The organism is Novosphingobium barchaimii LL02 (genome assembly GCF_001046635.1).
Lineage (GTDB): Bacteria > Pseudomonadota > Alphaproteobacteria > Sphingomonadales > Sphingomonadaceae > Novosphingobium > Novosphingobium barchaimii.
This window is the reverse complement of the sequence record NZ_KQ130455.1, coordinates 236956-250551: the sequence shown is the minus strand read 5'-3', so window position 1 is coordinate 250551 and position 13596 is coordinate 236956. Positions and strand designations below refer to the sequence as shown.

Here is a 13596-nt window from a genome sequence, read left to right as displayed (position 1 = left end):
CTGCTTGGCGGTCCGCTTCTGTTTGCGGGGTTTCTTGGATTCCACCCGCAGCCAGGCGGTCAGCTTCTCGGCGAAAGGGTCGAGTTTGCTCGGCCGAACCGGGACTTTGAAGCTGGGCTCAACAGCATCGGAACGCAGATATTTGCGGATGGTGTTGCGGGATAGGCCGGTCCGCCGCTTGATCTCCCGAATGGAGATCTCCTGCCGGAAATGCCACCGGCGGATCACACTGAGTAAGTCCATGTCGATCACTCCGAGACCCTCCGACTGGCAGCCGGAGGGGAGGAAAACATGGGTCAATTCTCAATGGTAATTTATAGGCGCCCCGGGTCACATCTCAGTGGCAATCAACAGTCCCTTGTCTGGACGCGCTCGCCACCACCTCCTCAGCGCAATCTGCGGTGCAAGAATAGCACGGCAGGCCGCAGGCCGAAAAGGCGAAATGTGCCTGAGGTCAGCGGCTGAAGGGGTCATATTCGCGAACCACCTGTTCGGGGTCACCGTCAAATTCGTCAGCGGGGATGACGAAGTAGCCCTGATTGGTTTCGATGAGGACGATGACCGTCATCAGTGTCCGGGAGAGGTTCCAGCCAAGCGATTGTGCGGTTGCCAGTGGCATGTTGCGGCTCCTGCCTTGGAGCGGGACCACCCCGCTCGACAGTCGCCCCACAGGCCGGAGGCCGGCCGCAATCACCGCAGCAAAGCTGCGGCCGCACGCGCACGCGTAGCGGACCCTTCACGGGTTGATTGAAGGAGGACAGGCTTCGAGCCCAGGGATCAGCGGCTAATGCGAGTGGTTGGTTCTGCGGCAGAGCGAGCGATCCGCCTACCAGTGCCTATGCCAAAGTCGCTCACTCGGGCCGACAGGCTTGAGATCGGCGATCGATACAATCAGTCTAAGCTGAACTTGGGAGAACACCTGACTAGCCCTGAGTTGGATTTGAATTGGTGACAATGTGGTGACAACGGCGAGCGATTGGAGCTTTGTCACCAAGGCCTCGCGAGCTACGCGAGGTGCAATTAGTTAGTTTTCTTGGAGAAAACTGGAGCGGGCGAAGGGATTCGAACCCTCGACCCCAACCTTGGCAAGGTTGTGCTCTACCACTGAGCTACGCCCGCTCTGGCGTTATCCACGATCCGCGCCGGCGATGGCCGGGTCCGGTGTGGAGGGGCGCCACTAGCAGCGGTTTCCAGACCCCGCAAGAGGGAACTGCAAGAAAACTGCAAGACATCGCGAGGCACCTCGAATTACCTCAGTCGGTCGCGCATTATCCCTTCACAAACGGCGCCGGAAACCCGATCTAGAGTGCCGACATCTAGCCCTCAATCACTACGGGAGCACGAATCTTGGCCAGCATGGGTCTCAATCTCGACGAGCAGAAGGCAGTTGACCGGTTTCGCCAGGCGGTGGCCGAGCCTTCGATGACCCAGCTCGTGATTCTCGACTTCTGGGCCGAGTGGTGCGGGCCATGCAAGGCACTGACCCCGCTCCTCGAAAAGGTCGCGGCGGAATATGCCCACAAAGGCGTGATCCTCGCCAAGGTGAACGTCGACGAGGAACAGTTCATCGCCTCGCAGTTCCAGGTCCGCTCGATCCCTACGGTCTACGCGATCTTCCAGGGCCAGCCGGTGGCGGATTTAACGAACGCCCGCAGCGAATCGCAGCTCAAGACGATGATCGACCAGCTGCTGGAAAAGCTGCCCGTGCAGCCAGCTGGTGCCGAGCCGCAAGTGGACCTCGTCCCGATGATCGCCGTGGCCGAGGAAGCTCTGGCGGCCGGCGATGGTGAGCGCGCCGCCAGCATCTACATGCAGATCCTTGAGGTCGCGCCCGACAACGGCGAAGTGATCGCCGGGTTGATCCGCTCCTTCGTGGCCGCCGGGGGACTGGAAGAGGCTGCGCAGGTTCTCGATTCGCTGGGTGAGCCGCTGACCGCCGATCCCCACGTCGAACGCGCCCGCAAAGCGCTGGCGCTGGTCCAGGACAAGCCTGAGGACAACGAACTGGCAGCCTTGCGCGCCGCCGCGGTCGAGCGCCCTGCAGACATGGATGCGCAGTTCGCCTTCGCCGCCGCCGCCTTTGCAGCTGGAGAGCGTGACGCCGCTGCCGATGCGCTGCTGCGCATGGTCGCTGCCGACCGCGAGTGGAACGAAAGCGCCGCGCGCACCAAGCTGCTGGAAATCTTCGAAGCCGTAGGGCTGGAAGATCCGTGGGTCTCGGCGACCCGCCGCAAGCTTTCCACCGTACTGTTCGGCTGAGCCAGAGTTGGCACGGGTCACGATCTTCCCCCTCGCTGGCGCGGTCCTCTATCCGGGACTGCAGCTGCCGCTCCACATCTTCGAACCGCGCTACCGCGCGATGGTGAGCGATGCGCTGGCCCGTGACCGGCTTATCGGCATGATCCAACCGCAGCGCCCCGCAGAAGGCGCTGCCCTCTACACCGTGGGCTGCCTGGGTCGAATCGGCGACGTTGAGGCGCTGGAAGACGGGCGCTTCAACATCGTGCTGGAGGGCGAGACCCGCTTTCGGGTGCTGCGCGAACTGACCGTGACGACGCCCTTCCGTCAGGTCGAGGCCCAGCTGCTGTCGGACAACAACGACGAAGTCCTCGCCCCCATCGAACGCGCCAGCTTCGAACGCGAGGCGCGCCGCTTCGCTGATGCACAGGGCTACGTGGTCGACTGGGATCAAGTGGGACGCCTTGACGATCTCTCGCTGATCAACGGCGTCTCGCAGATCGCGCCGTTCGACCCGGCCGCCAAGCAGGCCCTGCTGGAAGCGTCCGGCCTTGGGGCAAGGTGCGAACTGCTGGTCCAGCTCATGCAGTTCTTCGGCCGCACCAGCGGCGATGACGACGAGGACGGCGCTACTTTACAGTAACCCGGTGGTAACCGGACGGGTGCGCAGGTCCATCACATACCTTCGAACGGGACGGCGCCAGTCTCTACCCAAATCATGAGCGGGCAATGACGTGCGCCGCTTTGGATGTTACGCGCTTCATCCCGCCCCTATCCCGCCCCGCAGAAAAGTCGCTGGTTGACGAAGCCGGCTCAACATAGCCTGCAATTGGTGAAGGCGCGGTGCCGCGCGACTGCGTCATGAAAAAGCGCGTCCCGGTCGACGGATAGCGCAGATCGACGGATCGAGTATCCGTTCTGCCAACGCCGGGGAAGCAGGCAGTTATGCCCTGTGCGGGGCCAGCAAGATTACCGCGGCGCCCACGATACAAAGACCCGCGCCCAGTATGTCCCAGCGATCAGGCCGCACACCCTCGGCCAACCATAGCCAGATCAGCGCCGAAGTGATGTAGATGCCGCCGTAGGCCGCATAGGCGCGACCGGCCTGAGCGGTGTCCACTAGCGTCAGCAGGTAGGCGAAAAGTACCAGCGAGGCGCAGCCGGGGAGCAGCCACCAAACGCTTTTCGACAGGCGCACCCATGCCCAAAACGCAAAGCAACCGCCAATCTCCGCCAGCGCCGCGCCGGCGTATATTGCGAAACCTGGCATCAACGCCGCATCATCCCGGCAGCAGCGACGACTTGACACCGTCGATAACATATTGCGCCGCCAGTGCTGCCAGCAGGACGCCAAGCAGGCGTGTAATCACCGCCTCCACCTTGTCGCCAAGCACCCGCATCAGCGGTCCTGCCGAGGCAAGCGCGGCGAAGCTCAACAGCATCACCGCAAGCATCGCACCCAGGATCACCAGCGTCTGCCCGTCGCCCTTGGCGCGCGAGGTGAGGAGCATCATCGTTGCGATCGAGCCAGGCCCGGCCAGCATCGGCATTGCCATCGGGAAAACCGAGACGTCCTCTACCTCGGTATTGGCCATGATCTTCTCGGCGCGCTCCTCGCGCCGCTGGGTGCGCTTTTCGAAGACCATGTCCACCGCGATCATGAACAGCATGATACCGCCCGCGATGCGGAAGGCGTCGAGTTCGATATGCAGCGCGCCCAGCAGACGTTCGCCGAACAGGCCGAAGACGATCAGAATGCCGCTGGCAATGAGGCAGGCGCGCGCCGCCATGACGATGGCCTGACGGCGGCTCGCCCCGGCCGACAGCCCGGCATAGATCGGCGCGCAGCCCGGCGGATCAATAACCACGAACAAAGTGATGAAGGCGCTGACAAAGAGTTCGTACATTCTTTACCGTTCCCCGGCCGCTATATCGAGCGAGAACACCTGCCGCTGTTCTCCGCCCTTGAGCATAGACACCGCCACGGTACGCGAATTGTCCGGCGCGACGGTGTAAGTCCATTTCAGAGTGCCGTCATCGGATTCGCCCGACCCCTTCGGACGGACCATGCCCGACTTTTCCTCGACCACGATGGTCCCCTCGGGATGCGGGCCCTGATGGCGACTATCGCAATCCGCAACCGAAGCGGAGAGCATGTCCGGTTCCACCAGCGGCTGCGCCAGGGTATCGCCCTGATCGAGAATCCAACGGAAATTACCCTTCTTCTGGCGCTTCCAGATGGTGGTGAAATAGCCCGTTTTCCCGTCTGGCTGCTGCCAGCCGCCCTTGGTGACGCCGACCGTACCGTCGCAGCTCATCCAGACCTGGTGGGTCTGCCACTGCACCGGCGCGGAAGGGTCGGCCCGGCCGCGCAGCCAGTCTTTCGCCAGCACCGCCTGCGGCACGAACATCACCGCATCATCGGCGGCATATTCGCTAAAGGCGGTCCACTGGCCCTTCTCACGCGCCATGCGAGCAAAAGCGATCTCTGCGGCGACCAGTGCGCTGGGATTGGCGGTGCCAACGCCCGGCGGGCCGCCATAGCCCTTTCGCCGTGCCTGGGCATCCGTCGGAGAAGCCAGTGCGCCCGCCAGCGCAAGCAGCGCCAGGGCGGGCGCAAGGCGCTTCAAAGCACGCCCTCGTCAAGGGCAAGGCCCATGTTGCGATGCGCGGCGACGATCGTATTGCGCAGGAGTACGGCGATGGTCATCGGTCCCACCCCGCCCGGCACCGGCGTGATCGCGCCTGCGACCTCGCTGGCCGAACCGAAGTCGACGTCGCCAACCAGCTTTGTCTTGCCTTCTTCAACACCCGGAACGCGGTTGATACCCACGTCGATCACGGTCGCACCGGGCTTCAGCCAGTCGCCCTTGACCATTTCCGGGCGGCCAACGGCAGCAACGACGATGTCAGCATGGCGCACCACTTCCGGAAGGTCCTTCGTCCGGCTATGCGCCACAGTGACGGTGCAGCTTTCCGCGATCAGAAGCTGGGCCATCGGCTTGCCGACGATATTGGAGCGCCCGATCACGACCGCATTCAGGCCGGAGAGCGAGCCCAGCTTGTCCTTGAGCAGCATCACGCAGCCCAGCGGCGTGCAGGGCACAAAGCCCGGCAGGCCCGTGGCGAGACGCCCGACATTGACGACGTGGAAACCGTCGACGTCCTTGTCCGGGTTTATCGTGGCGATGACCTTCGCCTCATCCATGTGCGCCGGAAGCGGTAGCTGAACGAGGATACCGTCCACCGCCGGGTCGGCGTTGAGCTGGGCGACGACGGCGAGAAGATCGGCCTCGGCGGTGTCGGCCGGAAGTTTGTGTTCGAAGCTTTCCATTCCGCACGCCAGGGTCTGCTTGCCCTTGTTGCGCACATAGACCTGGCTTGCCGGGTCCTCGCCGACGAGGACGACCGCAAGACCGGCCTTGCGCCCGGCTTTCGCCGTGAAGTCCGCCGCGACATGGCCGACGCGCGTACGCAGCGATTCGGCAAAGGCCTTGCCGTCGATGATAGTCGCCGTGCTCATCAGCCGTAGGCCCTTGCGAGGTTGCCCAGAATGATCTGCAGGATCGTCAGGCCGATGATCAGAACCATCGGCGAGAAGTCGATTGCGCCGGTGTTGGGCATGATCTTGCGGATGGGCTTGAGCATCGGTTCAAGGATCGCGTTCAGCGCCGTGTAGATCGCCGAGACGAACTGGTTGTGCATGTTGACCACGTTGAACGCGATCAGCAGGCCGAGCACGAACTGCACGATCACCACGAAGACGATGATGTTGATGAGGTAATCGACGATCTGGTAGAGGGTGAAGAACAGCAACGCCGGCTCCTTTGCTGCGCGGATGCGCTTTCAGGCCGCGCTGATAGCCGAGCAGACGGCACCGGGGCAAGGGCGCGTCCACCGCAGATAGATCAGGATCGATGAACGGCACTGTGCGAGGGGGCCTTCTGGCTCTTCCTGCACCCATGGCAATATCCGTTATTGCAGGCGTAGAGGCGTCAGGAAACGACTGACCCCGCGCGGACGCGGGCCGACACTTTTTACTGCGTCAAGGTAGAAGTACGCTCGATCCGCCAGTTAAGCTGTTCGCCGCTGGCGCCGGGAACATCGTTCACGCGTCGCAGAACGATTGTTCCACGCTTGGACGGCCGCCCATCGCCGAAATCGACCACCAGCGGCGCTTCGTAATAGAGCGAGCCAGCCGCACCTTCCATGTCGCCCTTGCCGACAGCCAGCTTGGGGCCCGCTTTGCCGCCGAATTCCGCTTCCAGCTTGGCCGGCGTCATCTCGGCATCAAGGCTCCAAGCCTTGGCGCCATTGGCCCAGTCGCCCACCCGGATGGCGCTTACATAGTAACGCAGGAGGCGTTCGGGATCGCGGCGCTCCGCCAAGGCCCCCATGTCGAGCGTACTGGCGGCAGCAACACCGGCCCCGCCGGAGGCATCAGCGACAGGGCCATCCTCAACGACAGCGCCGGGGGTGCCTGAACCGGCAGCCACGCTGGCAGTACCGGTCGGTGCGTCGCCGGTATTGTCGCAGGCGGCGAGCATCAGCGCAGTTCCGCAGAGAGCGATGGCGAGGGCGGCTTTGATACGCATGTGCTTAGAAAAGCCTTTCGGTTCTCAGGTTCCCCTCCCCGAGGAACGAATGTGTGCGGAAGAATTCAGCCCGCCCGAATGAGCGTACCCGCGCCTTCCTGCGTGAATATTTCCAGCAGCATGGCATGCGATACCCGTCCGTCAAGGACGACGGCAGCCTCGCACCCGGCCTCGACCGCGTGGATGCAGGTTTCAAGCTTGGGAATCATGCCGCCCGAGATCGTGCCATCGGCCTTCAACCCCTCGATCGCGGCAGGGGTGAGGTCGGTCAGCAGTTCTCCCTGCTTGTCCAGAACGCCCGCCACGTCGGTCAGCAGAAACAGGCGCGAAGCACCCAGCGCGGCGGCGATCGCACCGGCCATGGTATCGGCGTTGACATTATAGGTCTGTCCGTCCGGGCCCGGCGCGATCGGCGCGATCACCGGGATCATGCCCGCCGCCGAGATCGTGTCGATCACAGTGGTGTCGATCGTTTCGGGTTCGCCCACGAAACCCAGGTCGACGACCTGTTCGATCAGGCTGTCGGGGTCTTTGCGGGTGCGCTGCACCTTTCGCGCGGTAACCATGCCGCCGTCCTTGCCGGACACGCCCATGGCCTTGCCCCCAGCCTTGGCGATCCAGCCGACGATTTCCTTGTTGATCGCACCCGACAGGACCATTTCGGCCACTTGTGCGGTCTGCTTGTCGGTGACGCGCAGCCCGTCGATGAAGCGGCTTTCCACGCCCATGGTCTTCAGCATGGCGCCGATCTGCGGCCCGCCGCCGTGAACCACTACCACATTGATGCCCACGGCTTTGAGCAGCACCACGTCCTCGGCGAAGTCGACCGCCTTCTCGGGGTCGCCCATGGCGTGGCCGCCATACTTCACCACGAAAGTGCGCCCGGCGTAACGCTGCATGTAGGGCAGCGCGTCGACGAGGGTTTCGGCCTTTACAAGGAAGGCGGGATCGTGCGGATTCGACATGCGATGGGCTTTAGCCGGATACGCGCGTTTTTGAACCCGTTTCGCGCGATTTTTCTGCGCAATTGTGCTGCCGGACGCGTCAGGCGTCCAGCTTACGGCCGAGCTTCACAAAGAACCAGATGAACGGCGGCACCATGATCGTCGAAAGCACCAGCTTCGAGATGATCTGGCCCTCCATGATCGACAGCAGCGGCAGTCCCGTGCCGACAAAGGAAATGGTGATGAACAGCACCGTGTCGATCACCTGCGACAGCATCGAGGCGACCCATGCTCGCACCAGCAGCAAGCGGCCCTTGCCCTCGGACATCCGCGCGAACAGGTAGACATTGAGCGTCTGCGACACACCGTAGGAGATCAATCCCGCGAACTGCATCCGCGCGCCCTGCCCCAAAAGTCGAGCGTAGGCCTCCTGGTCATCCCAGAACGCCGCAGGCGGAACCACGTGAATCACGAAGGTCAGCAGCAGCATCGAGACGATCAGCGGGATGAACCCATAGCGCACCAACCGATTGGCGGTGTCCTTGCCGTGCAATTCCGCCACCGCGCTCGACAGCACCACCAGCAGCAGGAACGCGAAGATGCCCGATTCCACTGCCAGATCACCCAGCACCGGCCAATGGCCAAGCGATGCCAGCTTGGTACCCAGCACGCCCGCCAATACGACGAGGCCACCATAAAGCAGCGAGAAAACAAAGAGCGAGCGGGTGATGACGGGCGCGGGACGATTCATCGCCATGCTCTTAATGCCTGACGGACGATTGCACTAGGTGGTGCGGGACAAATTCGGAACGCGCGGACTCTTCCTTGCCGCGCAGCGATGGAGAGGAGAGTTACAAGGGCAATCCCTTAGCTGCACGGCGGACTATTTGCGCCGCAAATCTCGATCAAATTCGCGCGCCAGGCGACACTGTTTCGTGCAAAAGCCCCCGCTCCCTACCCTCCCGGTCAAGGCATATAGACCAGCCGCTCTTGCACCCGTTTTGCCTGCCGTCGAAAAGGCTCTAGCCGCGCCGCACCTGCGCCAGTAGGGTCAGCCGCTTGTTCCCAACCGTTTCCCCGGAGCCACCCGCCTCGATGCATGTCGCCTACAGCCTGATTGGCATTGTTCTCATCATGGCGGCAGCCTTCCTGCTTTCGACCGACCGCAAGGCTATCCGCCTGCGCGTGGTTGGCGCGGCGTTCGCGCTTCAGGCCGGTCTGGCAGCACTGGTGCTTTATGTGCCGTTCGGCAACCGGATGCTTCAGGGCGCCGCCGGGGGCGTGGAAAGCCTGCTCGGTTATGCCCATGCAGGCATCGACTTCCTGTTCGGCCCGCTAGCATCACCAGAGATAGGCGGTCATAGCTTCGCCATTTCGGCGCTGCCGGTGATCATCTTCTTCGCCTCGCTGATTTCGATCCTCTATTACCTCAAGATCATGCCGCTGGTCGTCCGCTGGCTCGGCGGCGCGCTAGAAAAGGTGACGGGGATCAGCAAAGTGGAAAGCCTCTGCGCGGCCTCGAACATCTTCGTCGGACAAAGCGAAGCGCCCTTGGTGATTCGCCCCTACCTAGCCGCTCTCAACCCCTCGCAGCTGTTCTGCGTGATGACCGTAGGCCTTGCCGGTGTGGCCGGAACGATCCTGGCCGCCTATGCCTCGATGGGCATCCGCATCGACTATCTCGTCGCCGCCGCCTTCATGTCGGCGCCGGGCGGCATCTTCATGGCCAAGATGATCATGCCCGATCCACGGCCCGGCGCGGCTAGCGACAGCATGGAAATCCACGAAGGCATCAACCCGCCCGCCGGCATGGCCGCTGCCGCGCTCAACCGCGCCGACGTGACCCACCAGCCAGGCGTCCACGTCGACGAGTTGGAAACCGCCGACCACGAGGAAGAAAAGCCCGCCAACATCATCATGGCCGCCTCGCAGGGCGCGCAGACCGGCGTGAAGCTGGCGGTCGCGGTTGGCGCGATGGTTCTGGCCTTCGTGGCCCTGATCGCGCTGGCGAACGGCTTTGTAGGCTGGTTCGCAGGGCTGTTCGGGTTCGACGGCGTCACCTTCCAGGGACTGCTGGGCTATATCTTCGCGCCGATCTTCTACCTGCTGGCCACGCCGGACTGGACCGAAGCGCTCCACGCGGGCGGCCTGTTCGGCACTAAGATCGTACTCAACGAATTCGTCTCGTTCATCGAACTGGGCAAGGACGGCGTCCTCAGCCCGCGCACCGTGGCCGTGGTGACCTTCGCGCTCTGCGGATTCGCGAACTTCTCGTCGATCGCGATCCAGATGGCCGTGACCGGCGGGCTGGCTCCCAACCAGCGCCCGATCATCGCCCGTCTGGGCATCCGCGCGCTGGCGGCCGGCAGCCTGTCCAACCTCATGAGCGCAGCGCTCGCAGGACTGTTCCTCACCGCCTTCTGATCGCCTCGCGTCCAGGCGATCTTGCCCCGGCACGTCTGGACAATCGCATCGGGCATCGCTCATCTCCGGCTTGTGAGCGCAGGAGATGACGATGCCCGACCAATTCCGCGAAACCTACGGCCCGATCGCACTGGTGACGGGCGCCTCGTCGGGCATCGGCCTCGCCTTTGCCGAGGAACTGGCGCAGCGCGGCTTCGACCTTGTGCTGACCGCGCGCCGCACCGACCGTCTCGATGCGCTGGCCGAACGGCTGCTCTCCTCCCACGCGGTTCGCACCACGGTCATCGGCTGCGACCTTGCCGACCCGAATGCCCCGGCGCGCATCCTCGAAGCAACGCGCGGCGCCGATATCGGCCTTGTCGTCAGCAACGCCGGGTTCAACGTCAAGGGCGCCTTCGAGGACACCGATGCCGCCGCCATGGCGCGGATGCTGACGGTCAACTGCCACGCCCCGCTGCAGCTTGCCCATGGGATGATCCCACGCCTCAAGGCGCGCACCCGAGGCGGGATCGTATTCACCGCTTCGGTCGAAGGCCTGATCGGGTGTCCTTATTCGGCCGCCTACTCCGCCTCCAAGGCGCTGGTGGTGGCGCTGGGCGAAGCGCTTTGGGGCGAGATGCTGGGCACCGGGATAGACGTGCTGACCCTGTGCCCCGGCGCCACCGAATCGGAAGCGACCGCCGGGATGGCAGCCATGACCCAGCTGCAAAGCGCCGCCGAAGTGGCGAAGCTGGCTTTAGGCAATATGGGCGAGGGACCGACTTTCGTCCCTCATACCCACTATCGCCAGATGTTCGAGGCCTTGCGCGAACAGCCTCGCAGCGCAGCCCTCGCCGCCATGGCCGAGGGTATGAGAAAGCGGACCTAGGCCGCGCGCCGCCTGACCAGCGCCAGAGCCGACAGCACAATCCCCGCAAGGATCAGCGCCATCCCGACGAGGTGATAGCCCTCCAGCGTTTCGCCCAGCAACAACGCGGAAAGCAGCGCTCCGAACAGCGGCATCAGCGTGATCGCCTGTCCCGCCCGCGCCGCGCCAAGCTGCGCCGTCGCGGCGTTGTAAATAAAGTAGGCAAGCACCGAGGGAAACACGCCGACATAACCGAACGCGGCCAGCACCCTCGGACTCCACGCAACCTGCATCCCCTGCCCCCACTCCCACAAGGCAAGGGGGGCCATGGCCAGCGCGCCCAGCATGAAAACCAGCAGAAGGAAGCTGGCCGAGGAGATCGGCGGCTTCTTGCGCAGCAACACGGTATAAAGCCCCCAGACAACGACCCCGCACAGGATCAGCGCATCGCCCGCGCCCAATCTCAGCGTGGCCAGCGCCGAAACGTCACCCTTGAAGACGATCCCGACAACACCCAGCGTAGAGGCGACAACGCCCGCGATGTGAAGTGCCCCGGCTCTGCCGCCGAACATCACCCGGTCCAGCACAAGCACCAGTGCCGGGATAGAGGCCTGGAGCAGCAATGCATTCGCCGCGCTGGTATGGCGCAGGCCTGAGTAGATGAACGCATTGAAGCATACGATGCCCAGGAACCCGAGCGCCAGTATCCAGCGCCAGCCGGCCAGAGCTTCGGCCCTTTCGGCCCATAGCCGGCGCGCTGCGAACGGCGCCAGCACAGCCACCGCGATCAGCCAGCGCCCGAAGGCCAGCGTGAAGGGCGGAATATCGCTCCGTACCGCCCGCCCGGTGATCGAATTGCCCGCCCAGAACAGCATGACCAGGCCCAGCAGCAGGAAGGCGCGCGTGGTGGAGCGGGATCCGGGCATGGCCGCGTGGATCAGCCCAGCGCGGCGTCGAGCATCTTGGCCAGCCGCAGGCCGGCGCGCTCGATGCGTTCGTCGATGACGGGGATGGCCTGTTCGATCGCCTCGTCGCTCAAGACGATCTTCTGCGGTTCCTTGACGTCGCAAGGCAGCTTGCCGCCAAACGCCAGCGGGTAGAGGAAATCGCGGCTGATCTGCCAGCTCTCGCGCTCCCAGTCCTCGATGCCGCCCGTGGCGAGGCGGGCTTTTTCCTCGGCGCTGTAGACACGCACCAGCGGTGGGTGGGCCGAGGAAATGGCGCGCTCTGCCAACAGGCCGTCCCAGATCGAGTGAAGATTGCGGCCAGGCGCGATGCCGTAGTCGGCCTTTACCTTGTTGCCGCCCATGTCCTCATTCTCGCCTACGTGGAGCGGCTGGTGAACGTCGCCCACGAAGTGGGTGAGGAACGCCAGCGCCTCAAGGCGCAGCACGGGCGCCAGCTTGCGGTCGGCCAGCAGGCGCGCATCGCGCTCTATCTGGGCGGCGGCGCAGTTCCCGTCACGGCAGTTTGCCTTGAGGTCGAAGGCGGCGCAGATCGGCTGGTCGTGGTAATGCCAGGAATTGGCATAGGCCCAGCGGCCCCGGTCACTCTTGATGCAGTCGGGCCAGGCAGCGGCATCCTCGATCGTGCCCATCCGGCACTTGGGCGTATCGAGTTCGCCCTGATGGCGCAGCAGATCGCGGATCGCGGCGCGCGTGCCGGGCTTCACGTTGGCCATGGCGATGGCGCCGACGGTGCGGTGGCCCAAATCCCACCAGGCCATCGCCGGCGTCGAAAGAACGGCTGACAGCGCAGCCAGTATCGTCAGGAAAGTGCGTATCATCGTCTCAGGTTACCGGCGTCTCGTATTGTTCAATAACCCAGTTCTCCGCCTCGGCGGCGGAAATCCAGGCCTGCATCCATTCATGCTCCCACACCGCCTGCATATAGGCCTGCGCGAAGCCGGGCACGCCGATGCCGTAAGTAAGGAAGCGGCTGACAACCGGGGCATAGAACACGTCCGCCGCGCCGAAAGTGCCGAACAGGAACGGCCCGCCCTTGCCGAAGCGCGCCCGCGCCTCTGCCCAGAGCGTCAGGATACGCACGATGTCGGCGCGGGTATCCTCGTCCAGGCCGGGCAGTTCCACGCGCGCGCGGATGTTCATCGGGCAGGAGCGGCGCAGCGCAAGGTAGCTGGAATGCATTTCCGCCACCATCGAGCGCGCCATCGCGCGGGCATCGTCGGCCTTGGGCCAGAAGCGGTCGCGGCCCACCTTGTCGGCAAGGTAGTCGACGATGGCAAGGCTGTCCCACACCACCGCGTCGCCGTCCCACAGGATCGGGACCTTGCCGTGGCTGGGGGCCAGATCGTCGGAATTGCGCTTGAGCGCTTCCCATTCCTCGCCGAACAGCGGGACGGTCAGTTCGTCGAAATGCAGGCCCGATTGCCTGCAGGCGAGCCAGCCGCGCAGGGACCAGCTGGAATAGTTCTTGTTGCCGATGATGAGCTTCACGGGGCGGCGTTCCTCGGGTGGCTGAAAGCGGGGCCTAGAGGCTGGACGGCAGCGTGTCGATGACTGAAAATCGGCCGATAGCCATACGGTTG

General features: G+C 64.0%; 16 protein-coding genes, 1 tRNA gene and 1 pseudogene. 4 read left to right on the top strand and 14 right to left on the bottom strand.

Annotation, left to right across the window (positions count from 1 at the left end; all coding sequences use genetic code 11):
- The 3 genes and pseudogenes from V474_RS15600 to V474_RS15595 form a co-directional block, all read right to left on the bottom strand.
- Positions 1-243: pseudogene (locus tag V474_RS15600) on the bottom strand (IS21 family transposase); the annotation flags it as partial.
- Positions 244-454: 211 nt separating this feature from the next.
- The gene (locus V474_RS26230; RefSeq protein WP_006964003.1) at positions 455-619 is read right to left on the bottom strand and encodes a hypothetical protein; all 165 of its coding nucleotides are present in this window, start codon (positions 617-619) and stop codon (positions 455-457) included.
- 425 nt (positions 620-1044) lie between these two features.
- A tRNA-Gly gene (locus V474_RS15595) sits at positions 1045-1119 on the bottom strand.
- 237 nt (positions 1120-1356) lie between these two features.
- On the opposite strand from V474_RS15595, the gene V474_RS15590 reads away from it, so the two are divergent.
- Complete coding sequence (locus V474_RS15590) at positions 1357-2259, top strand: tetratricopeptide repeat protein (protein ID WP_059152380.1); 903 nt, start codon at positions 1357-1359, stop codon at positions 2257-2259.
- A 7-nt stretch (positions 2260-2266) separates the two neighbouring features.
- Complete coding sequence (locus V474_RS15585; RefSeq protein ID WP_059152379.1) at positions 2267-2881, top strand: LON peptidase substrate-binding domain-containing protein; 615 nt, start codon at positions 2267-2269, stop codon at positions 2879-2881.
- Positions 2882-3181: 300 nt separating this feature from the next.
- Here the strand turns inward: V474_RS15585 and V474_RS15580 are convergent, their stop codons facing one another.
- The 8 genes from V474_RS15580 to V474_RS15545 all read right to left on the bottom strand — a co-directional run bounded on the left by V474_RS15580 (position 3182) and on the right by V474_RS15545 (position 8528).
- The gene (locus tag V474_RS15580) at positions 3182-3508 is read right to left on the bottom strand and encodes a YnfA family protein (RefSeq protein ID WP_059152378.1); all 327 of its coding nucleotides are present in this window, start codon (positions 3506-3508) and stop codon (positions 3182-3184) included.
- A gap of 10 nt (positions 3509-3518) precedes the next feature.
- Positions 3519-4145, bottom strand: coding sequence for a MarC family protein (locus V474_RS15575; protein WP_043972201.1), 627 nt, complete (start codon positions 4143-4145; stop codon positions 3519-3521).
- 3 nt (positions 4146-4148) lie between these two features.
- Positions 4149-4868 (bottom strand): Cif family virulence factor, encoded by a 720-nt coding sequence (locus V474_RS15570; RefSeq protein ID WP_059152377.1) that lies wholly within the window; start codon positions 4866-4868, stop codon positions 4149-4151.
- Positions 4865-5761: a bifunctional methylenetetrahydrofolate dehydrogenase/methenyltetrahydrofolate cyclohydrolase FolD gene (gene folD, locus V474_RS15565; RefSeq protein WP_059152376.1), complete on the bottom strand. Its 897-nt coding sequence runs from the start codon at positions 5759-5761 to the stop codon at positions 4865-4867. Before folD ends, V474_RS15570 begins: the two co-directional genes overlap by 4 nt.
- Positions 5761-6054, bottom strand: a complete 294-nt coding sequence (locus V474_RS15560) for a YggT family protein (protein ID WP_043972205.1) — start codon at positions 6052-6054, stop codon at positions 5761-5763. Before V474_RS15560 ends, folD begins: the two co-directional genes overlap by 1 nt.
- A 221-nt stretch (positions 6055-6275) precedes the next feature.
- Positions 6276-6833 carry a hypothetical protein gene (locus V474_RS15555; protein WP_059152375.1) on the bottom strand — a complete coding sequence of 186 codons (558 nt, stop codon included), beginning with the start codon at positions 6831-6833 and terminating at the stop codon, positions 6276-6278.
- 65 nt (positions 6834-6898) lie between these two features.
- Positions 6899-7798: an acetylglutamate kinase gene (gene argB, locus V474_RS15550; protein WP_059152374.1), complete on the bottom strand. Its 900-nt coding sequence runs from the start codon at positions 7796-7798 to the stop codon at positions 6899-6901.
- Between the two features lie 79 nt (positions 7799-7877).
- Positions 7878-8528, bottom strand: coding sequence for a queuosine precursor transporter (locus V474_RS15545; protein WP_201786055.1), 651 nt, complete (start codon positions 8526-8528; stop codon positions 7878-7880).
- A 344-nt stretch (positions 8529-8872) separates the two neighbouring features.
- Between V474_RS15545 and V474_RS15540 the strand changes: the two genes are divergently transcribed.
- Positions 8873-10201 (top strand): NupC/NupG family nucleoside CNT transporter, encoded by a 1329-nt coding sequence (locus V474_RS15540; RefSeq protein ID WP_059152372.1) that lies wholly within the window; start codon positions 8873-8875, stop codon positions 10199-10201.
- A gap of 91 nt (positions 10202-10292) precedes the next feature.
- A complete protein-coding gene (locus V474_RS15535; protein WP_059152371.1) occupies positions 10293-11069 on the top strand; it encodes an SDR family NAD(P)-dependent oxidoreductase in 777 nt (258 codons plus the stop codon).
- Here the strand turns inward: V474_RS15535 and V474_RS15530 are convergent.
- From V474_RS15530 to V474_RS15520, 3 genes are read right to left on the bottom strand one after another with little or no spacing between them, the layout of a single operon-like run.
- Positions 11066-11974, bottom strand: a complete 909-nt coding sequence (locus tag V474_RS15530) for a DMT family transporter (protein WP_059152370.1) — start codon at positions 11972-11974, stop codon at positions 11066-11068. The genes V474_RS15535 and V474_RS15530 overlap by 4 nt on opposite strands.
- An 11-nt stretch (positions 11975-11985) precedes the next feature.
- Positions 11986-12834 (bottom strand): S1/P1 nuclease, encoded by an 849-nt coding sequence (locus V474_RS15525; RefSeq protein ID WP_059152369.1) that lies wholly within the window; start codon positions 12832-12834, stop codon positions 11986-11988.
- Positions 12835-12838: 4 nt separating this feature from the next.
- Positions 12839-13504 carry a glutathione S-transferase family protein gene (locus V474_RS15520; protein WP_059152368.1) on the bottom strand — a complete coding sequence of 222 codons (666 nt, stop codon included), beginning with the start codon at positions 13502-13504 and terminating at the stop codon, positions 12839-12841.
- Positions 13505-13596: the final 92 nt, after the last annotated feature.